Here is an 18,852-nt window from a genome sequence, read left to right as displayed (position 1 = left end):
GAAGAAGGGGCGGTGACCCGCCCCTTCCGGTGAAGCTAGAGAGATGTCTACTTGCTGGTTGCGGTGTAGGTGAAGTCGGTGTTGCTCCCTGCGACCATGCACACGATGGCGATCGGGTAACCCGGAGGTACGACACCCGACTCGCCTCCGGCCTCCCGCGTCTCGAACGGGACATTAGCAGGGACGCCGGCCGGATCGCTCGGGTCGCCGAGGCTCTGATAGAAGCTGATGTCGAGGTCGGCGGAGTCGTCCGACGGCACGAGCTTGAACTTGCCGCCCGCCGTCTTCTGGTCCACGTCGAAGTCGAAGCCCACGATCCCTTGGGCCTGACGCTGCGCCACGAGGTTGATGCGCCGGTGCAACCCGAAGAAGCAGCTACCGTCGGCGAACATCGCAGCTACCGCGACCGAGCCCTCCTGCCTCTGCTTCGTCTTCTTTGCCTTACCGGCCGTGGCCGGTACGGCGCCCCCGAGCAACAGCGCCGCGACGGATAGAGCGATCAGTCGTTTCATAGCCGTCTAGCCCTTCGGAGCCTTGACGCCCTTGCCGGCCGTGTAGGTGAAGGGGACCGCGGCCGCCGCCCCGTTCTCCGATGCGTAGATGCAGACGATCGCCTTGATGGCGCCCACGGGAACGACACCCGCCTCACCGGGACCGTCGTGCGTATGGAACTCGGCGGTCGCCGGCGGTGCCGGAAGGGGGTCGTTCACGAACTCTTGCTGCGTCGCGAAGTCACCGAGGTAGTAGGTGAGGTCCAAGTCGGGCACGCCGGCGCCGCCTGTTGCCTCGAGGACGAACGGCTTCTTCCACGTTCCCTTATCGACGTCGAAGGTCCAGCCGACCGCGCCATTGGAGTTCGCTCCACCCAACGAGAACAGGTGACGGGACAAACCGGTGTAGCAACCATCCGGGTGCCGTGCCGGCGCTGCGATGATCCCAGACACCTCTTGCTTCTTGGCCTTGCCCGCGCTCGCCGGAGCAAGGATCGACGCCGCCATCAGCGCCGCCAGCCCGATAACGATCGACTTCCTCATCGAAATCCTCCCACTGGTACCTATATCCGTAGCGAGAGGTTTCTCCGCATGCGGGGCCGTTCCTGCACCGTTTGGGGGGCGATCAGCAGGGGGAAGGCTGCAGGGAGACCTCCTACGAAGGAGCTTCGATGAGCGATCAGACCAGCGACGGCAAGGACTACGCGAAGGGGTCCGAGAAGGACCAGGCGACGGACGCGCCGACGGGCAAGGAGGCCGTGAACAAGAGCGACGAGACCTTGCCCGACGACCAGGCCGCGTTCCAGCCCGAGTCGAGCTAGAGCGCTAGACGATCACCCGCGGCAGGGGACCGGTGTCTTCGTTGTCGGTGTCCACCCGCGTCGCCACGTCTTCCCGATGCGTCGGGGATTTCGCCATCACGAGCGAGGTCACGGTCCGGTAGAAGTCGTCGGGGTTCGGGAGGTACCCGATCTTCTCGACCGCCTGCTTCTGCCCCGGTGACTCCACGCGCAGATCGCCGTAGCCCAGGAGCCTTCCGGGCACCGAGCGGTGGTAGGTCATGTCGGTCACCTTCGTGAGCGGCAGCGACGCAACCCGGCGCGACAGCAGCCCCGACACCTCGAACAGCCTCCGGTCGGTCACGACGATGCGCGCGACGCTCCACTCCCATCCTCGCCACGCGAAGCGAGCCATGAAGAAGATCGCCACGAGCCCGAGGACGGTGTCGATGACGTCGGACCCATCGGAGGGGCTCAACAGCGTGCCGAGAAACGATGCGAGGACGATCGCGCCCAACGCCTCTGCGAACGGCCGCGCCAGGACGGCGGGATGCCGGCGGACGCGGCAGACAACGTGCTCGTCGAGGGCGAGGTAGCGCCTGTCTCCCCGAGATGGCCCGGGCGACGATTCAGAGGGGAACGAGTGGCGGCCTAGGTAGCGCCTCTCCGCCCGAGATGGCCCGGGCGACGATTCAGAGGGGAACGAGTGGCGGCCCACTAGACCTGGTGCTCAGATGAGCGAGCGCAGGAACTGCGTGAAGGCGGCGGACGCGGTCGAGAACCACTCCCCGGCGTTCTCGCCGGTCACCTTCACGAGCTTGGCCGCCTCGCCGGGAGAGTTGATGAGGAAGACCGCGAGGAACGCCAGCAATAGGTACATGCCGACCTTTTTCAACTTCATGCGGTCACGATAGTCTGGAACCCGCAGAGGGGCCGGATTAGGAGGACGTGCCTCAGTACTCGGACCACCAGCTAAGCCAGAGCTTCCGCGAAGTGCGGAGATGCTCCCGCTCGCGCGAGAAGACCTCGAGCGTGACCGTTCCGTCGTAGCCGTGCTCCTTCAGCAACCGGATGTGGGCCTTCCAGTCGATCGTCCCGGCGCCCAGCGGAAGGTGCAGGTCCTCTCCCCCGCCCCGGTTGTCGGACACGTGGACGTGCGCGAGCCGAGGCCCGAACGCCTCGAGCAGCGACGACGAGCGGTTCGGCTCTCGCAGCCCCAGACGCAGGTTCGCATGGGCGATGTCGAGGTGGAAGTCGACCTCGGGAACCGCTTCGAAGATCGCGCCCAGATCGTCGACGCCCGAGAAGGCGCGATCGAGGTTCTCGACCATCAACGTGATCCCGCGCCCGGCCGCGTCTTGGGCCAAGTCGGCGATCGCCTCCGCGTTCATCGCGCGCACCTTGTCCGGCGAGTGCAGTGGCACCCTCTGATCGGGGTGCACGTTGACCAGCGTCACTCCCGCGTCGGCGAACACGTCCAGCCCACGACGGTATAGATCCCTCGCTAACTGGCGCATCTCGGGGTAGGGAGACGCGATCGGCAGGTACCACGCGGTGTGGCCGACCGCCTGCAGACCCAGGTCCAAGATCAGCGAGCCGACCTCCTTCCCGTCGGGCACCCAGGCGGCGGGCGGCTCGAGTGTGAGGTCGATGAAGTCGAACCCATCCTCCGCGATCCGATGGATCTCTTTGAGGACGGAGCGACCGGGGAAGTTCATCGAGCCGACGAGCATCGTCCGAGACCGTAACTCCTGAGGCTCTGTCTGCCCTCTGCGGTAGAACAGGGTGCGTGATCTCCCGACGCGCCGCCTTCTTCGACCTGGATCGCACGCTGATCCCCGGATCGAGCCTGTTCCTGCTGGCGCGCGGCGCCTACGAGAGAGACATGTTCCGAGTCCGCGACCTCCTGCAGTTCGGGTGGGGGCAGCTGATGTTCCGCCTGCGGGGAGAGACCGCGTCGGGGATGGAACGCACGAGAGAGGGGACGCTCGGCTTCGTCACCGGCCACAAGGCGGAAGAGCTTCTGGAGTGGGGGCGGGAGATCGCGAACGAGAGGGTGATCCCGCGCGTGTACCAAGACATCGTCCGTGTGATCGAGGGCCACAAGGAGCGAGGCGACCTCACCTTCCTCGTGACGGCTGCGCCGATAGAGCTTGCGAACACGATCGCGGAGGAGTTCGGGATGGAGGGCGCGATCGCGACGGTGTCGGAGATCGACGAGGACGGCTACTACACGGGCAGGCTCGTGGGACCGCTCATGCACGGGCCGGAGAAAGCCAAAGCGGTCGCAGAGGTGGCCGCCGAGCGCGGCATCGACCTACAGGAATGCGCGGCTTACTCCGACTCGATCAACGATCTCCCACTTCTCGAGTCCGTCGGGTACCCGCACGCGGTCAATCCCGAGACCGAGCTGCAGCGGCTGGCGCTGCGACGCGGCTGGCCGATCCACGAGCTCCGGACGCGACGCAAGGCTCTGCTCATCGGGATCCCGGCGGGGCTGGGCGGCGTAACCATGTTCGGAACGGGCGTGGCCGTGGGGGCGTACCTGGAACGTAGGAGACAAGAGCAAGCACCGGGCCGGTTGGAGCGGATCTCCCACCGTCTGCACATCTGACCACCGATCAGGAGGAGCCCCATGCCCAGCGCGACCTTCGTGACCAACCGCGGAACCTTCAAGGTGAAGCTGATGCCGGAACACGCGCCGACCACCGTTGCCAACTTCACCGACCTCGCGACCGGCAAGCGCGAGTGGAAGGACCCGCGCGATGGGCAGCGCAAGAAGCAACCGCTGTACAACGGGACGATCTTCCACCGGGTGATCCAGAACTTCATGATCCAGGGCGGTGACCCGGAGGGCACGGGCATGGGGGGCCCCGGCTACCGCTTCGAAGACGAGGTGGGCCCCGGTAGCCCGAGGTTCGACCGCGCCGGGTTGCTCGCGATGGCGAACGCGGGTCCGAACACGAACGGATCGCAGTTCTTCGTCACGCTCGCGCCCACGCCTCATCTGAACGGCAAGCACACGATCTTCGGCGAGGTGACCGCGGGCATGGAGGTCGTGGAAGCGATCGGAGCAACACCCACCGGGCGCCAGGACCGGCCGGCCGAAGACGTCGTGCTGGAGCGGGTAGAGATCGAGGAGTGAAGGGTCGTCTTCGTTCAGCGGTGCCCGCTTCCCGGGCATAGTTGAGAAAGAAGCGCCGCTACCCGAAGAAGGCCTCAGCCTTCGCCGTGATCAGGTCCGGTTTCTCGTCGACGATGAAGTGCGACGCCTCCTCGATGATCTCGTGCTCCATCGCGGTCGCGTGAGGCTCGTATCCCTCGAGCATCTCCGTGCCGATCGCCGGGTCGTGGCGCCCTACGAGCAGGCGCGTCGGCACCTCTAGGCGGTAGGAGTCATAGCGCCCGGTCACCAGCGGGAGCATCTCTTTCGCCAGGAAGGTCCGGTACAGGCTAGAGCTGGCCGCAGCGCGCGCCGGTTCGCGCAAGACGTGGGAGAAAGCCTGTAGCTCTTGTGGCCTCCACACCGTCTTGTCGTACGTGCCGCCGAGGATCGCGCGCTCCACGACGGCGGGCTGGGTGCGGAGCAGCCACGGTCCCGCGGGCGAAGCAAGCACCCACTGATAAGCGGAACGCCACGCCGCGCTGGCCCGTTTCAGATCGATCTTGATCCAGGGGTGGACGATGCTGAGGGCCAGGTAGCGCTCGACGCGCTGCGGTTGGAACAGAGTCATGAGGAAGCCCACGTAGCCGCCCCAGTCGTGACCCACCAGCTTCACCCGGTCGAGGTCCATCTCGTCCATCAGCGCGAGGACGTCCGCCGCGAGCGTTTCCTTCTCGTAACCGGTGGCGGGAGCGTCGGACCAGCCGAAGCCGCGCAGGTCGGGGCAGATCACCCGGTAGCTCCTCGAGAGCTGCGGGATCACGTGGCGCCACATGTACCAGTGCTGCGGCCAGCCGTGAAGCATGAGCAACGGGTCTCCGGTCCCCGCCTCGGCAACATGGAACCGCAACCCGTTCGCCTCTACGAAGTGGTGAGCAACACCTGGAACATCCGGAAGGGCGTGGGTGGGCACGCCGCTCATCGTACGGGTGACCCGTGACGCGTTGCGGCGGGCGGGCCCGCGGCTAGAGCTTCAGCCGCAGGACCTCGACACCTCTCTCGAAGTCGGCGACGTAGATCCGGCCGCGGTACCAGTACGAGGACATCGCCACGGCGTCATCCGGCCGGTAGTGCGCCACCTCCTCCACGTTCGTCGGATCGGAGATGTCGATCACGTTCGTTCCCCCGCCGATCCAGGAGACGACGATCAGGCGAGACTCGGGGATGAAGTTGAAGTTATGCGCGGTGCACGAGATGGATTGGCCGCTCAGACTCCCGATGGGAAGCAGGCCCCGCTGCGGACCATAGAAACCCAGCAGGCGAGGTTCTGAGAGGTCGCTGATGTCGTAGAACCACAGAGCTCCCAGCGGGGCTCCGCCCCTGCACGCGTGGACCGCGTAGGCCTCGTCGCTGATCGCCGCCACCTTCCCATCCGATGAGACCGCTACCTGGTGTGGGAGCTGCGTGGCGGGCAACAGCATCCTCCCGATCGGGGTCGGAGCGAGTGGGTCGCTCGCGTCCCATATCTCCGTGCCTCCGAGCCCGGGGCAGAAACCGATGATCTTCCTGCCGATGCGCTCGAAAAGGATGTCGTGGCAGCCGCCGGGGTTGAGCGGGCTCTGGTAGACCGCCGCCACCTTTGGAGTGCGCCGCTTCGAGGTGTCGATGATGTGCGTGATCCCGCCTTCGGCGACGAACGTGTCCGCCCCTCCCATCGCCGTGTAGACGAAGTTGGATCCCGGGTAGCGCGTGAGGGTGTGGACCCCGCCCGGCACCGCGAGGTCACCGAGAAGCCTCGGCCGCGCCGGATCGCTCATGTCTCCGATCTGGACCCCGCCGCTGGTTCCCACTACCATCGGGGTCGGTCCGTTGCACCTCGTTCCGCGCTGTTGCAGCCCGATCGCGACCAAGCCCTCATCGAGCGGCGCCGTGTCCGTGATGCCGTCGCAATGCAGCATGCCCGTCCTCTTAAGGGTGCCGTCACGCGTCAAGTCGAAGGAGTGCACCCCGATGTCGTCACCGCTTGCGTACTGGTTCACGTAGACGCGACGCCCGTCGAAGGCGATCTCGTTCGCGAGCCACATCGGGATGTGCTGCAGAGCCTGGACGTTGTCGCTCTGCGATGCATCGGCGAGAGCGGCGGGCGCGGCTTCGACCGGTGCCGACACGCCGAGGGCGGCGGCACCAAGAAGAAGGCAGATCAGGCGTCGTTTCATAGTGGGTTCTCCCGCGAAGTCCCGCCTGATGGTTCTTCGCACCCGCCCTCGATTCCTGCGCCTCTGGCGACCAGAAGAGGCGATCGTTCGTTACGGAGGAGGATCGTCCACCTTTGCGCCTAGCACGCCCGCGGCGACGTCTGGGTCACCCCGAACGGTCAGAAACGACATCGGAAGCTGACCGGCCGCGACTCCTAGGATTCTTGTCTGTGCTGCCCCGATGGAGCCGAAACTGAAACCGGCCGCGCGGCCGAGAGGAGGCGAGACGTTGACGCGTGACGTGGAGCGACCGGACTGGGTGCCGGGCGAGCTCTACCCCTTCAGGAGCCATTTCCTCGAGATCGACGGAAGCAACGTCCATTACGTCGACGAGGGCTCAGGGCCAACGCTTTTGTTCGTGCACGGAAACCCGAGTTGGTCGTTCCTTTATCGCGACATCATCATCGGATTGCGCGACAGCTTCCGCTGCGTCGCCGTCGACTACCCCGGCTTCGGCCTGTCGACGGCAGGCTCTGATTACGGTTTCACAGCCGCGGAGCACGCGGGCGCCGTGGAGCGGTTAGTCGTCGATGTCGACCTTCAGGACGTCACTCTGATGGGGCAGGACTGGGGTGGCCCTATCGGGTTGACGGTGGCGACCCGTCACCCCGACCGGTTCCGCGGCTTCATCCTTGGCAACACGTGGGCCTGGCCGCTGAACGGGATCTTTCACTTCGAGGCCTTCTCTCGGATGATGGGGAACCCGGTCGCGAAGTTCTGGGTCCGCAATGCCAACGCATTCGTCAACCTCATGATCCCTCTCGGCACAGCGTCGCGCCCGAGCGGCGATGTGATGCGGGCTTATCGCGGGCCGTTTCCAGATGTCGAGGCGCGGACCCCAACGTGGGAGTTCGCGCGGCAACTGCTGCGGAGTGAGCCCTTCATGCGCCGGCTCGAGGAGGAGCTTCCGAAGCTGACCCACCTGCCCGCCTTGTTCCTGTGGGGCGGCCAGGACTTCGCACTGCGGAAGCGCGTCGAGCTCCCGCGCCTCCAGCGGCTCTTCCCGCACCACGAGACGGTCGTGCTCGAACGGGCGCGGCACTTCTTCCAGGAGGATGCAGCCGACGACGCCGCTAGCGCGATCCGTGACTGGATGGGTAGACGGGGTTCGGGTGCTGCCGGCTCCGATCGCGTCGGCTCTGAAACGGGTGCGTGACAACGGCTAGCGAGTCGGTCGAGTACCTGCTCGATCAACTCAACGATCCTGCGATCACAGCACGTGCGATGTTCGGCGGTCACGGCATCTATCGCGACGGCCGGATGTTCGCCCTCGTCTACAACGACACGATCTACATGAAGATCCCGGAAGAGGAAGCCGCCACCACCGACCGGCCCCCGTTCAGGCCGCGCCCGAACCAAACGTTCCCGAGCTTCCGCGAGATCTCCGCAGACGAGATCGAGGACACCGGAGTCCTAGCGGCCCTTGCGCAGAAGGCACAGCAGGCAGCTCGGTCATCTCGGTCCCGCTAATCGCCCTACTGGCCCGAGGCCGGGCCTGCGAACGCTCGCGCTTGCATCGCGGCCCTACCGCGCACGATGATGCTGCCGGAACTCGCGCGATCGAGAGGAGGAACCGGAGTGGCAAAGGGTGCGATGGATCTCGTCAAAGAGGCAAAGACGCAGGTCGAGAATCTGGGGCCTGATCAGGTCGCGTCCGAGCTCGAAGAAGGGAACGCCGTCCTGGTCGATGTCCGGGAGCCCCAGGAGCGCGAGGCAGCCGCCATCCCCGGCGCGATCAGCGCTCCCCGCGGCATGCTCGAGTTCTACGCCGATCCGTCCCTCCCCTATCACCGGGAGGAGTTCGAGCCGGACAAGCGGCTCATCCTGCACTGCGCCTCAGGCGGTCGCTCCGCGCTCGCGGCGAAGACGCTCCAGGACATGGGATACACGAACGTGGCCCACTTGGACGGCGGCATCAAGGCGTGGCAGGAGTCGGGCCGCCCCACCGAGCCCAGCGCCTAGCGTCCACTGCGACCCGGGTCGCCGTGCCTAGTCCGACAAGAGCGACTTGTGGATGTCGATCGCAGCTTGCGCTCCGTCGGCGGCGGCCAGGACGACCTGGTGGGGCATCGCAGGCGGACGTCTCCGCACGTCGCCCACGGCCCACACCGCGGGATCCGTCGTCATGCACGTCGCAGAAGTCTGGATGAAGCCCCAGTCGTCGACCTCGCACCCGAGAGCGAGCGCCAGCTGCGACCGAGGACGCATGGGAGCGCGAAGGAACACGGCTTCTGCCTCCACGACCGAACCATCTGTCCGCTCGACCCCCTCCAGCGCCTCTCCGTCTCCCACGAGAGCACGAACCTCCTCTACCGCTATCAGCGTCACCTGGCTGGTCCAGCTACGCAGCATGTTCGCTAGATCCTCGGCTCCTTCAGCTGCCCCAACAACGACAACCGGTCGGTCGCGGTGCTCCCAGCCATCGCAGAACGGGCAGTTGACGACCGTCCGTCCCCATCTCTCTGCAAGTCCCGGCACAGCCGGAAGCTCGTCGACTACGCCCGTTCCGAGGACGAGCCTGCGGGATTCGACCGTCCGATCAGGCAACCCGATCCGGAGCATCGAGGTGTCCCGAGAGGCCGACGTCGCGGGGCCGGCGGTCATCTCGACGTCGTAGCGGCCGAGCTCCTTCACGACGTCGGCGCGGAACTGACTCGGCGCGGTTGCGTCGCGACCGGGGAAGCCGTGGAACTCTGGTACCTGAAGGTTCCGGTAGGTCCCGTCGTCGACGAGCAGCACACGTCGCCGCGCGCGAGACAAGACAAGGGCGGCGGTCAGACCGCCCGGACCCCCACCGATGATCACGACGTCGTATGCCTCGGTCATCGCGCAACGATACGAGGTGTGAAGTCTCTGGTCTCGGCCTAGTCGGCAAGAAGCTCCGCACTAGCTGTCGTGGCCTGCGCGAACCACTTCTGCTTGCCCCGCCGCAGAAAGATCCTTGACCGACCCGATCTGTCAGTTCCCGGGATGCAGGATTCGTCCCGCGAACCGGTTGACGCCAGCGGCACCGGTGAGGCGCACCACGTAGAACCCGGTGTGTCCGTCCGAGTACCAGATGTCGTTCGTCTCGTCGTCGTACGCGGGAGCCGACATCGCGAACGCCCCAGCTTTCTCCGGGTAGTAGGGGTTGCCGCCCGGCATGAGCGGCTTGTTGAAGTAGGCGATCTCGCGAGGGTGCTCGGGATCGCGGATATCGAAGACGCGCAGGCCCGACATGATGAACGTGCACGCGACGACGTACGGGTCGACACGGCTCGGCAGCGAGCAGTAGTGCGCTTGGTAACCCTGGAACGCCTGGTCGTCGCCGGGATCTTCGGTGTCGTCGCCCTTGTTTACAGCGAGCCGCAGGTTAGAGACGACGAACGGCTTCTTCTCGTTCTCGATATCGATGATGCGAGCCGCGCCGACGCGCTTTCCGGAGCCGAACTCGTCCGTCTCGAGCACGTACTTGTGTCCGTCGAGCGTGAACGGTGTCGCGTTCTGCGGCGTGCTGAGCTGCGGCCATGTCAGGCGGCTCACGAGCGGCACCGTGGGGTTGGGCACACGCTTCTGGATCTCGCTCACGTCGAGGATGGTGAGCCCGCTGAAGTCGCTGTCATCGTTGAACGCGGCCTCGGCCATATAGAGGCGCTTGCCGTCGTTGCTGATCGAGACACCGTGCGGCTGGTACTTCGCGGACGCCCACAGCAGGACCGGCGCCTTCGGGTTCGACACGTCCACGGCGGTGAGCGTGTGCCCGTAAAGGCCCGCGGCGTAGTACGTCTTGCCGTCGGGGGAGAACCCTCCCTCGTGGCCGACGATCCCCATCGGCGTCGACGATTCCAGCACTGGATTGCGGCAGTCCTCCTTGACGCTGTAGATGTCGACGATCCCAGGCATCCAGGTGGGCCACGCCATGACCGCAACGAGCAATCCGCGTTTCGTGTTGAGCCGGAGCGACTCGTGCGGTGACTGCATCGCCGGGGTGCGCAACGTCGCGGTGTGCACAGGCTTCGCCGGGTTGCTCATGTCCATCACGTAGACGCCCGGGCCTTCCGCTCCTTGCTCCGGCGCGTTGTGTGGCCACAGCAGCGTGGTATCCCAGAAGGCGCACTCGCGCCCCGCCGAGTCGACGTAGCGCGCGACCCGGTACCCACCGCTCGTGCCGAAGTGCGACACCTCCCGCGCGTTGCAGAAGTAGCCACGCTTGGCTCGACCCGACTTGTAGTCCTTCAGCGGCGCCTTGCCCTGGACCTCTTCCGGCAGCGACCCTTCGTCGCACGGGATCTGGGGGGTCGGTCCCGCGTACGGGTCGGTCCGCCCGAAGTAACGCGCTAGAGACGCGGATGGGTTCACCGGAGGTCCGCCGATGGGCGCGGAGTGGTCGTGGGCAGCCTGGTCATGCGACGCGTGGTCACGGACGCCTATATCTGCTGCCGGAGCCGACACGAGCGCGGCGACGAGAGTACCGGCTAGGGCAGCGGCGACGGCGACCCGGTAGGAGGGACGTTGATGCATTGGACTCCTTCCATACTGAAGGTATGCGCTGATACTTCGCCGGGAGCTCGTGCTTCCCTGCGGGTACCCGCAATTGAGCCCTCCGCCGGGAGAGGGCGAATTCCCTGAGGCAGACTCCGACGCTGGCGATCTACAGGAACCTGATCGAGCGGACTATGCGATCCAGCATTGGTTCCAGGCGATCAAATCGCTTGGTGGGGACGCCCCAGTAGATGATTATCGGCGACTCGGCGGTGTGCACGACGTAGAAACGAGCGGTATCGCCGGCCGGGACATCAACCACCTCCTCGTGTACAGCGACCCGAGCAAGGACGAGGCAGCGCGTCCCGGGGCATTCGCGATGCTGCCGCGCCGAGGAATGTCGAGCGCGAACGTCGAGGGCCGTCGCGGGCACACCACCTACGTCCACCGGCTGGGTACGCTGAACGTTCAAGCCCGGATGACGCTCCAACCACGCGACGAGATCTTCGGGAAGACTGCGGAACCCTCCCGAGCTCGCTCCCCTGTCCCACCTCTGGACATGAACGTGGACGCCCTTGCTCGTGACGTACACCCATGTCGGCGACACAATCCCGGTGAACCAACCGTCTGTTGGGATCCGAAGAGTGAATGGGATCCCGAAGTCGTCCGCCGCATACTCACCCACTTCGAGGGGCTTCGACGCCTCCAACGGAGGGGTGCTCTGCAGTTCGGGTGCCTCCTGGACCGGTGGAAGCGGCGCCGCTGCGAACATGTTCAACCGAGAGCCCAAGACCGCGCCAGCGATGACGGCCGCGCCTGCCACTGCGACACGCAACGCACGGCGCCGCCGAACGAGGATCCGCCCGCGCCGCGCGATCGCGGGAACGTCGGGAAGCTCGGTCATGCCGCCACTTGTGTCTTCTAGAACGCGGCGCACGTCAGGAGGCACCAGCGTCCTCCCTCAGATCTCGAAGCGACATGTCGGTCCTCAGGGTGCTGATCGCTCGGCCGGTGAGCTTCTTCACGGTGTGATCTGCGCAACCCATCTGCTCCGCTGTCTCTTCAACAGACAGATCGAAGAAATAGCGCAGGATCAACGCCGTCTTCTGGCGGCGCGGCAACCGCGCGATCCGCTCCAGAAGGACCAATCTGTCGGTACTGACGCCCGCCTCCTCTTGGGAGGAACGACTAAGTCGTTCTCGCGCTCGGGTCTCGTACCGCATCCGACGGAAGTGCGAATTGGCCGCGTTCGTCGCCACCCGATGGAGCCAGGGTCCAGGGTGATCCATCGACCGCACCCTCCGCCAATCGGCGAACGCCCGCGCGAGCGCTTCATTCGCAATCTCGCGTGCGAGCTCTCGGTCGCCCGTATAGAGCGTCATGGAACTGACCAGGCGCGCATACTGCACATGGCAGAACGCGTCAAAGTCGTATGGATCCGCAGTCACTTTGTCGTCATCCCGACTCACTAACTCTCGAGTCTGACGATTGGTACCCATCGCGGCAATCGCGATGGGTACGCGATCCGATGCTCATGCGTTAGGTGAACAGCAAATGGGCTAGGGAAGGAGACGCAGATGAGGGCTCCGCGGAATGCCTGGAACACGGCAACCGGCCTGATCTTGATCGGTCTCGTAACTGCGTCTCCGGGCTGCGCTCGCTCGTCGGACACCAAGCCTCCCGCCGCAGCGAGCTCCGAACCCGCGTCAGAGCCCGAGGAGACGTCGACTTCGACGCCCGAGGAGCGCCGCGTGCTTGCCTATCCGGCGCAACGTTTGCCGGCCGGGGTCAACCGAACCGCCGGACAGGAGAGCGCGACCTTGGTCGAGTTCCAGGTACCCGCGGGGTGGTGGGGCGAGCAGGGGGGCCCAACGGGATGGGCTCTGTCCTGGGGACCTGATCCGGAGAATGCAAGAGTCAGCTTGTGGGTGGATGAGCTCGATATGACATTCGAAAAGGCGGTTGCAGGTTTCCGCCGGGTGAAGAACCTGGAGGTGCCCGACCCGACGCCGATGCAGATCGACGGACATCGCTCCCTGCTCTTTGCAGCCGAGGTTACGAAAGGCGAGCACGCACTTCTAGACGAGGCCCTCGGCGTGGCGATCGACGTGATCGGATGGGTCGAAACCAGGCAAGCTTTCGTCGATCTTGGGCGCAACGCGATGATTGTGAGGATCGAGCTTCCAAAGGGAGAGAAGCACCTTCCCGAGGCACTGAAGGTACTGAGGTCGTTCCGGTTCGATCCCGCTCGATAGGGCCGCCTGGGTAGGAACCGCGCCGCGGCTACCGCGCTAGATCTACGGGTTCAGCCAACTCAGGCGCGTTTGTTTGTGCGTAGGCTGAGGAGCAGGCGAACGCGTCGCACAGGACGTCGCCGCCGGATAGCGGCGGGAACTTGATTTCAGACCGGCGTGAGGGCGAGTGCGCGGCAGCGCGCCTCGTCGATAGGTCTCCGATAGCCGGCAAAGCTCTCTGCCGCCTCACGGAACAACGCAACCGCTTGAGCGCCCTCCCCTTCGGCTCGCCGCAGCTCGGCACGTGCCTCCCATACCGCAGCTGTCCACGGACCTGTCTGCCAGAGACCGGCGATCCGCTCCGCTTCAGTGATACGACGACGTGCCCGCGAAAGTTCGCCGGCCCGTGCGAAGGCGCGAGCTGCCTCGATGTGGAAGTTCATCGAGCATGGCTCGCAAACCCGCGGCGCATCCGACAGAGCTCGTTCGGCATCCAATGCAACCTGCAATGCCTGGAGGTGCCCCTCGGCGGCCGTGATCTTTATCGCGAGCAGGCGCACTAGAAGATGTGAACGGATATGAGATGACTCCGCGAGCGGCCGAGCGCGCTCGAGGAGGTCCCGGGCTCGGTCCCGGTTCTCGCGCGCCACCTCAGCCTCCGCAAGACGCTCGAGCCCGATGCATTCGGGCGAGACGCACGCTCCTTCTCCCGCGTACCGGGACGCCATCTCCAGTGAGGCCACCGCTTCGTCGACCTTGCCGGAGAGCAATTCACATTCCCCGAGAAGCAGCATGGCCAGTGCCATGCCGCCGGCCGACGCCGCTGCCGTCGCCATGGCGAGAAGCTCCCGCGCCAAGGTGGCACCGCCCGCATGGCCTTGCGGTCCATATAGATAGAACTCCTGGAAACAGAGGTGAGCGTCGTAGACGGCGGACTCGACGGCCGGACCGCCGCCGCCGACCGCGTGGGCGAAATGCTGCTTGAATACCTCGTTCCACCTGCCGCGGGCGTAGGCGATCAATGCAAGAAGGCCGCTGGCCTGTCCAAGCTCGTGGCCGAGCTCGGCACTCAACGCGAGAGAACGCGCCTCTCGAGCAAGACGATCGGCTTCGATCAGATCACCTCGGCTCCAGAGCACTAGGGCGTTGGCGAGCAACGCCGCGGTGCGCTCGGCCGGACCTTGGGTTTCCGGACCTTCCAAAGCGAGAACCCTTTCGTAGAGCCGGACGGTTGTTGGATCGGGACCGACTCCGATGTGCTCCCGCAGCGCACCCCGCAGACGCTCGAACTGACGGATCGCTTCTCGCCGATTGCCGGCAGTGAGGTGTGCCTCCATCAACGCTCTATGGGCTTCTTCGTCCGTCTCATCCAGTTCCAGAACCCGTTCCCACTCGCCGGCGCGCTTCAATAGAGCGAGACGACGCGCGCGAACGCGCTCCTGCGGTTCCTCGCTCCAGACTTCGTAGCGATCCCCCGGAAGGACGACTCCCGAGTAGCTGCCTGCAAGCCTCCTGCACCGTTCACGGTCGCCAGATGAGAGCGCTTCTTCGGACTCTCGAAGGAACCGGTCCAGGTCGATCTCAACGGCGGCGGTCGGCCACAACATCAGCAGGGCGCCGTCCGTCCGAATGGCGTCTTCGGACCCCATCGCGCGCCTCGCGTAGTGGATCGCCTTGCGCAGATTGGCCGCAGCGGCATCAACGGCAAGATCGGGCCATAGGGATTCCATCACTTGTTCTCGATGCAACCGGTGCCCGGTCTCGAGGGCAAGCAACTTGACCAGATCGGCGGCGCGTCTGCTCCGCCACGAGTCGCCCGACACCCGGGACCCGTCCACGATGACCTCGAAGCCTCCGACGAGCCTTATCTCGCACCTCTGCTCCATGCCGAACGATAGGCAGATGGTCGCGAGGGGGTCAAGCCTGGGAACGCTCTGGGAACGGCCGGTCCCTAGATTCGGGTGAAGCCGTCCCCGCCGGGGGGACGGGTCGAAGAAGGAGGGACGATGCCGCTGTTCATGGACGTGCACAACAAGCTCCCCGAGGGAGCGACCGCGGAAGACGTCGCCGGGGCTCATGAGGCAGACCTGAAGGTCCAGGACAAGCACAACGTCCGGTACCTCAACTACTGGGTCGACGAGAAGGCGGGGAAGGTCTTCTGTCTCGTCGAGGCTCCGAATGCCGAGGCGGCTCACGATGTACATCGGGAGGCGCACGGTCTGGTCGCCGACGAGATCTACCCGGTCCAACAAGGTTGATCGCGCCGACCTGCACAGGGGCCATGCCCGCCTACAGAACCCCGTCGAACACCGACCCAAGGAGACGGTAATGAGAATCGTCAAAAGCCATGTCGCGACGCTGGTCGCCGTGGCGACGGCGCTGACCCTAATCAGCGCCATGACCAGCGCCGGAGCAAGCGGGGACCACGGGAGCCAAGACCTGACCGCCCGGCAGGTAAACAGACTGGCCGCGCCCCTGGCGAAGGCGCGCGCAGCCACCGCCAAGTACGCGAGCGATCTCGAACTGGCTAAAGCCGATGGTTACCGGATGATGATCACCCAGATGATCCCGGACATGGGGTATCACTTCCTCAACCCGGATATCACCGAGTTCGATGTGACGCGACCACCGATCCTGGTTTACGTCCGGGACGGAGACGACTGGCAGCTGGTCGCCTTCGAGTGGGTCTTTCCGGAGAAGCCGGCCGCCAAGCCACTTCCTGGGGCGACATATGGAAGCTTCCCTGCGGCCTGTCACTACGAGGACGGGATGTTCATCTTCGAAAACGACGAGCGAGCGTGCTCCGAGACGCATCCGGAGACTGGGTCGAGCTTCACCTTCTGGCACCCAGAGCTCGTCACGTTGCACGTATGGGCCTGGTATCCGAACCCGGCCGGGCTCTTCGCCGGGGCCAACCGCTGGATCCGCCCCTTCAACGACGGGCAGGTCTGATCAACGGCGGACCGAAGCCGATCGATTGCGAAGGCCAGTCAGACGAGGGATGCCGGTCGTGCGACCGGCATCCCCTGGCCCTCCGCGAGTACTACCGCCAGCGCGGCTCGGTCGGATCGAAGGTGAACGGATCGGGGTTCAGGTAGTCGTCGGGGTCGTACGTGTACAGAAGAGCCGGGCGGAGCTTCTTCGGGAGACGCTTCAGTTCCGCACGGACATGCGGCTCTAGCTGCCGCGCGTTGGTCCCGATGAGCGTGAAGTTGTCGTGGTGGGTCGCCGCGTACACCGTGGGTCGCAGAGCCCGCAGGTACAGCCCCAGGCTCCGGAGGCAGTTCGTCACCTGGCCGAAAGCAAGCACCGCACCGAACTCGACATCTGTCTGCGGCAGTGCCTTGAGCGCCTTCACGACCACCGGGTTGTCATCGATCTTCCCGACGGTGTCGTGATGAACCAGCGAGAACCTCCCCACCCTGAACTGGTAAAGGATGTTGGCGCCACGCGCGTCCCGTAGGTGACGCAGCTGGTGCGCCGCGTCTTCGGGGGTCGGCGGGTGCTCGACCGTGTCCTCTGGGTTCCAGATCGGCGGGCACGGTCGTCTGTCTGAATCGGGCTCTGGGCGTTCGAAGGACGAGTGGATGTGGACTACGGCGCTGGCGTCGACACCAGGTAGGAAGTCCTGACCCTGCCACACGAACCCTGGCGGCGCCGCCTCTGGGACGATCGGCTTACACGGAACCTTCTCACCTGCTTGGTCGTTGACCAGATCGCAGTGCTCCGGGCTGCCGACCACCGTCGCGCCCGAGCGTTTCGCTATCTCGCCGACGTCGGCGGCGTGGTCGAAGTCGCCGTGGCCGATGAAGATGTATTCGGGGTCGAGTGCGGCTACCTCCTCGGGAGATGTGGGGACATAGCCAGAATGGGTGCCTCGGGCGACCCATCCGTCCAAGAGCACCACATGACCGTTGAAGCTGGCTGCATAGCTCGCAACCGAGAACCACGAGAGGATCACTCGGTCCTGGCGGACCGCGCCGGTCCGGGGGTCGACGTTCTCCGCGCCAAAGAAGCGCTGCCGCGCTTCGACCATCGCCGGATCCGCCTTCTGCGAGCGACCCGCGGGAGCATGGCCGGTCGTAGCCGCGATCAGAAGGACCGTCAACACGAGCAGACCGCACCGTTTCACAAGCGGAGTCTTCGGCACCCAGGGGGCGTTTCCTCCAGCCCGTGCGACCTGCGCCCGACGGGGTGCTCAGGTCAGCGACCGCCTCATGAGATGCCGGCGATTCGGAACTCTGCGATGACGCGGCCGCGCGCCGTCACGGCTGCGTCCTCGATCAGCTATCCCAACTACCGCGCTTGTCACGCACTGGGAGCGCGGTGCTAGCTCATTGCGGATCGAGGTAGCGGAGCAGGACCTCCAGCTCCTCCGGCCGGCAATATGCGCAGGGGATATCAGGGTTCGTCGTGGGATACGAGAAGTAGATGCCGTCAACGTCCTTCGCGACCCGGGCTATGGCCGTCGTCATCGTGTCGGCTGCGCTGTCGCGGAACGACACTTGCGTCAGGACCTCGATATTCGGATTGGCTTCCTTGAACAACGCTGCCAGACGCGACACGATCTGCTCGTAGAGCGCCAGACCACCCTGCGGCAGACAGTGGTCACCCAGCAGCCGCTGTGACTGGATATCCACCAGGTCGATCGACCCCCATGGAAGGTCCCGGTAGGCACCCTCAGCGAGGTTGACCTCGCACGCGATCGGATCAAGACCAAAGAAGGGAAGAGCTCCCGGCGCGATCCCGAAGCGATGACAGCCGGTGCCATCAACCAGGCGAGCTGCTTTACGAACGGATGCCGGCAGGTCCTCGACCTCTGCGGGCGGAGTCCACTCGGGTCTGAACTCCGGGTCGTAGACGATCAAGCCCGGCTCGGTTGGGCCGCACCCACGCTTGGTCCACGCGCGCACGCCGGGATGGCCGTTCCAAGTGACCCGCAAGGTCGTCACAAGCGCGTAGCGAGAGCGGCGTGGAACGCCTGTCGCCTGATCGATGTCCGTCCGAACGTAGTCGTTGTTGGTGAAGAAGAGATCGAAGAGATCGTCGGGCGTGTTCGCTGAGTACATGACGGCCAGATCCTCTATCTCGCTCGAGCCCCGCGAGCGCGTTTCGATCGGCCGCGAGTCTTCGTTGCTGCACCCCCCCGCCAGCGCGATCACTAGGCACAGAGCTAACACGATATGGGGCACCCTCTCGCGAGCGTCGATCAGCAAGGCTCCTCAGGACTTGCGCTAGCTCAAAGCGTCCCAATGAGCGTAGTCGCGGTTGCAATCGTCTTAAACAGCGCGCACATCCTCTGCCATACCGCGACTACCGCCGACGACCATCACTGCGCAATGATCACGAAGGTGACCCCCATCAGCGTGGAGAGCTGGGCATGTTGGCGCTAGAGCTCCCTCCTCGCGCAGCCAACTGCTACGAAGAACCCCATCTTTCAGCAGGTCTGCAAGCTCCTTTGCGTTTCGTTGGGCGTCAGCCCTGTGGGCGTTGTCTAGATCCGGATAAGCGCTGTGCTAGATGCCGTTC

Annotated in this window: 23 protein-coding genes; 9 read left to right on the top strand and 14 right to left on the bottom strand. The window is 65.2% G+C overall.

What is annotated here, in order from left to right:
* Positions 1–47: 47 nt before the first annotated feature.
* Together M3N53_11825 and M3N53_11820 are read right to left on the bottom strand one after the other, a co-directional pair.
* Positions 48–512, bottom strand: coding sequence for a hypothetical protein (locus tag M3N53_11825; protein ID MDP9069015.1), 465 nt, complete (start codon positions 510–512; stop codon positions 48–50).
* Between the two features lie 6 nt (positions 513–518).
* Positions 519–1,034 carry a hypothetical protein gene (locus M3N53_11820; protein ID MDP9069014.1) on the bottom strand — a complete coding sequence of 172 codons (516 nt, stop codon included), beginning with the start codon at positions 1,032–1,034 and terminating at the stop codon, positions 519–521.
* Positions 1,035–1,162: 128 nt separating this feature from the next.
* Here M3N53_11820 and M3N53_11815 point away from each other — a divergent pair, with 128 nt between their 5' ends.
* The gene (locus M3N53_11815; protein MDP9069013.1) at positions 1,163–1,312 is read left to right on the top strand and encodes a hypothetical protein; all 150 of its coding nucleotides are present in this window, start codon (positions 1,163–1,165) and stop codon (positions 1,310–1,312) included.
* A 4-nt stretch (positions 1,313–1,316) separates the two neighbouring features.
* Here M3N53_11815 and M3N53_11810 read toward each other — a convergent pair whose 3' ends face one another.
* From M3N53_11810 to M3N53_11800, 3 genes are read right to left on the bottom strand one after another with little or no spacing between them, the layout of a single operon-like run.
* Positions 1,317–1,988, bottom strand: a complete 672-nt coding sequence (locus M3N53_11810; GenBank protein MDP9069012.1) for a PH domain-containing protein — start codon at positions 1,986–1,988, stop codon at positions 1,317–1,319.
* 12 nt (positions 1,989–2,000) lie between these two features.
* Entirely contained in the window at positions 2,001–2,171 is a 171-nt protein-coding gene (locus M3N53_11805; GenBank protein ID MDP9069011.1) for a hypothetical protein, read from the bottom strand.
* A 52-nt stretch (positions 2,172–2,223) separates the two neighbouring features.
* Positions 2,224–3,003, bottom strand: a complete 780-nt coding sequence (locus tag M3N53_11800; GenBank protein MDP9069010.1) for a sugar phosphate isomerase/epimerase — start codon at positions 3,001–3,003, stop codon at positions 2,224–2,226.
* Positions 3,004–3,059: 56 nt separating this feature from the next.
* On the opposite strand from M3N53_11800, the gene M3N53_11795 reads away from it, so the two are divergent.
* On the top strand, positions 3,060–3,884 hold the full coding sequence (locus M3N53_11795) for an HAD-IB family hydrolase (GenBank protein ID MDP9069009.1): 825 nt from the start codon (positions 3,060–3,062) through the stop codon (positions 3,882–3,884).
* A gap of 21 nt (positions 3,885–3,905) precedes the next feature.
* Positions 3,906–4,415 (top strand): peptidylprolyl isomerase, encoded by a 510-nt coding sequence (locus M3N53_11790; GenBank protein MDP9069008.1) that lies wholly within the window; start codon positions 3,906–3,908, stop codon positions 4,413–4,415.
* A gap of 58 nt (positions 4,416–4,473) precedes the next feature.
* Here M3N53_11790 and M3N53_11785 read toward each other — a convergent pair whose 3' ends face one another.
* Together M3N53_11785 and M3N53_11780 are read right to left on the bottom strand one after the other, a co-directional pair.
* The gene (locus M3N53_11785) at positions 4,474–5,346 is read right to left on the bottom strand and encodes an alpha/beta hydrolase (protein ID MDP9069007.1); all 873 of its coding nucleotides are present in this window, start codon (positions 5,344–5,346) and stop codon (positions 4,474–4,476) included.
* A gap of 52 nt (positions 5,347–5,398) precedes the next feature.
* On the bottom strand, positions 5,399–6,589 hold the full coding sequence (locus M3N53_11780; protein MDP9069006.1) for a hypothetical protein: 1,191 nt from the start codon (positions 6,587–6,589) through the stop codon (positions 5,399–5,401).
* A gap of 268 nt (positions 6,590–6,857) precedes the next feature.
* On the opposite strand from M3N53_11780, the gene M3N53_11775 reads away from it, so the two are divergent.
* From M3N53_11775 to M3N53_11765, 3 genes are all read left to right on the top strand, one after another.
* Positions 6,858–7,784 (top strand): alpha/beta fold hydrolase, encoded by a 927-nt coding sequence (locus M3N53_11775; GenBank protein ID MDP9069005.1) that lies wholly within the window; start codon positions 6,858–6,860, stop codon positions 7,782–7,784.
* Positions 7,781–8,098 carry a TfoX/Sxy family protein gene (locus M3N53_11770; protein ID MDP9069004.1) on the top strand — a complete coding sequence of 106 codons (318 nt, stop codon included), beginning with the start codon at positions 7,781–7,783 and terminating at the stop codon, positions 8,096–8,098. The genes M3N53_11775 and M3N53_11770 overlap by 4 nt, the downstream gene beginning before the upstream one ends.
* Before the next feature lie 123 nt (positions 8,099–8,221).
* Entirely contained in the window at positions 8,222–8,590 is a 369-nt protein-coding gene (locus M3N53_11765) for a rhodanese-like domain-containing protein (GenBank protein ID MDP9069003.1), read from the top strand.
* Positions 8,591–8,617: 27 nt separating this feature from the next.
* On the opposite strand, the gene M3N53_11760 is transcribed toward M3N53_11765, so the two are convergent.
* From M3N53_11760 to M3N53_11745, 4 genes are all read right to left on the bottom strand, one after another.
* Positions 8,618–9,454 carry an NAD(P)/FAD-dependent oxidoreductase gene (locus M3N53_11760; protein MDP9069002.1) on the bottom strand — a complete coding sequence of 279 codons (837 nt, stop codon included), beginning with the start codon at positions 9,452–9,454 and terminating at the stop codon, positions 8,618–8,620.
* Positions 9,455–9,586: 132 nt separating this feature from the next.
* Entirely contained in the window at positions 9,587–11,128 is a 1,542-nt protein-coding gene (locus M3N53_11755; protein MDP9069001.1) for a hypothetical protein, read from the bottom strand.
* Positions 11,129–11,258: 130 nt separating this feature from the next.
* Positions 11,259–12,038: a hypothetical protein gene (locus tag M3N53_11750; GenBank protein MDP9069000.1), complete on the bottom strand. Its 780-nt coding sequence runs from the start codon at positions 12,036–12,038 to the stop codon at positions 11,259–11,261.
* The gene (locus tag M3N53_11745; GenBank protein ID MDP9068999.1) at positions 12,028–12,558 is read right to left on the bottom strand and encodes a sigma-70 family RNA polymerase sigma factor; all 531 of its coding nucleotides are present in this window, start codon (positions 12,556–12,558) and stop codon (positions 12,028–12,030) included. Before M3N53_11745 ends, M3N53_11750 begins: the two co-directional genes overlap by 11 nt.
* A gap of 108 nt (positions 12,559–12,666) precedes the next feature.
* Here M3N53_11745 and M3N53_11740 point away from each other — a divergent pair, with 108 nt between their 5' ends.
* Complete coding sequence (locus M3N53_11740) at positions 12,667–13,344, top strand: hypothetical protein (GenBank protein MDP9068998.1); 678 nt, start codon at positions 12,667–12,669, stop codon at positions 13,342–13,344.
* 146 nt (positions 13,345–13,490) lie between these two features.
* On the opposite strand, the gene M3N53_11735 is transcribed toward M3N53_11740, so the two are convergent.
* Positions 13,491–15,209, bottom strand: a complete 1,719-nt coding sequence (locus M3N53_11735; protein MDP9068997.1) for a transcriptional activator domain-containing protein — start codon at positions 15,207–15,209, stop codon at positions 13,491–13,493.
* A 120-nt stretch (positions 15,210–15,329) separates the two neighbouring features.
* On the opposite strand from M3N53_11735, the gene M3N53_11730 reads away from it, so the two are divergent.
* Together M3N53_11730 and M3N53_11725 are read left to right on the top strand one after the other, a co-directional pair.
* Positions 15,330–15,581: a DUF4242 domain-containing protein gene (locus M3N53_11730; protein ID MDP9068996.1), complete on the top strand. Its 252-nt coding sequence runs from the start codon at positions 15,330–15,332 to the stop codon at positions 15,579–15,581.
* Positions 15,582–15,651: 70 nt separating this feature from the next.
* Entirely contained in the window at positions 15,652–16,275 is a 624-nt protein-coding gene (locus tag M3N53_11725; protein ID MDP9068995.1) for a hypothetical protein, read from the top strand.
* Between the two features lie 91 nt (positions 16,276–16,366).
* Here M3N53_11725 and M3N53_11720 read toward each other — a convergent pair whose 3' ends face one another.
* Positions 16,367–17,455 (bottom strand): MBL fold metallo-hydrolase, encoded by a 1,089-nt coding sequence (locus M3N53_11720; GenBank protein ID MDP9068994.1) that lies wholly within the window; start codon positions 17,453–17,455, stop codon positions 16,367–16,369.
* A 202-nt stretch (positions 17,456–17,657) separates the two neighbouring features.
* Positions 17,658–18,392, bottom strand: coding sequence for a hypothetical protein (locus tag M3N53_11715; protein ID MDP9068993.1), 735 nt, complete (start codon positions 18,390–18,392; stop codon positions 17,658–17,660).
* Positions 18,393–18,852: the final 460 nt, after the last annotated feature.

The sequence above is a fragment of the Actinomycetota bacterium genome, from assembly GCA_030776625.1.
Lineage (GTDB): Bacteria > Actinomycetota > CADDZG01 > CADDZG01 > WHSQ01 > MB1-2.
The sequence above is the reverse complement of the archived record's forward strand: the minus strand, read 5'-3'. Positions and strand labels throughout refer to the sequence as shown.

Bases quoted from the DNA above. Each gene is read 5' to 3' on its own strand.
- M3N53_11825 (MDP9069015.1), bottom strand. From the start codon at position 512: ATGAAACGACTGATCGCTCTATCCGTCGCGGCGCTGTTGCTCGGGGGC.
- M3N53_11820 (MDP9069014.1), bottom strand. From the start codon at position 1,034: ATGAGGAAGTCGATCGTTATCGGGCTGGCGGCGCTGATGGCGGCGTCG.
- M3N53_11815 (MDP9069013.1), top strand. From the start codon at position 1,163: ATGAGCGATCAGACCAGCGACGGCAAGGACTACGCGAAGGGGTCCGAG.
- M3N53_11805 (MDP9069011.1), bottom strand. From the start codon at position 2,171: ATGAAGTTGAAAAAGGTCGGCATGTACCTATTGCTGGCGTTCCTCGCG.
- M3N53_11800 (MDP9069010.1), bottom strand. From the start codon at position 3,003: ATGCTCGTCGGCTCGATGAACTTCCCCGGTCGCTCCGTCCTCAAAGAG.
- M3N53_11790 (MDP9069008.1), top strand. From the start codon at position 3,906: ATGCCCAGCGCGACCTTCGTGACCAACCGCGGAACCTTCAAGGTGAAG.
- M3N53_11780 (MDP9069006.1), bottom strand. From the start codon at position 6,589: ATGAAACGACGCCTGATCTGCCTTCTTCTTGGTGCCGCCGCCCTCGGC.
- M3N53_11765 (MDP9069003.1), top strand. From the start codon at position 8,222: ATGGATCTCGTCAAAGAGGCAAAGACGCAGGTCGAGAATCTGGGGCCT.
- M3N53_11760 (MDP9069002.1), bottom strand. From the start codon at position 9,454: ATGACCGAGGCATACGACGTCGTGATCATCGGTGGGGGTCCGGGCGGT.
- M3N53_11755 (MDP9069001.1), bottom strand. From the start codon at position 11,128: ATGCATCAACGTCCCTCCTACCGGGTCGCCGTCGCCGCTGCCCTAGCC.
- M3N53_11740 (MDP9068998.1), top strand. From the start codon at position 12,667: ATGAGGGCTCCGCGGAATGCCTGGAACACGGCAACCGGCCTGATCTTG.
- M3N53_11735 (MDP9068997.1), bottom strand. From the start codon at position 15,209: ATGGAGCAGAGGTGCGAGATAAGGCTCGTCGGAGGCTTCGAGGTCATC.
- M3N53_11730 (MDP9068996.1), top strand. From the start codon at position 15,330: ATGCCGCTGTTCATGGACGTGCACAACAAGCTCCCCGAGGGAGCGACC.
- M3N53_11725 (MDP9068995.1), top strand. From the start codon at position 15,652: ATGAGAATCGTCAAAAGCCATGTCGCGACGCTGGTCGCCGTGGCGACG.
- M3N53_11715 (MDP9068993.1), bottom strand. From the start codon at position 18,392: ATGTACTCAGCGAACACGCCCGACGATCTCTTCGATCTCTTCTTCACC.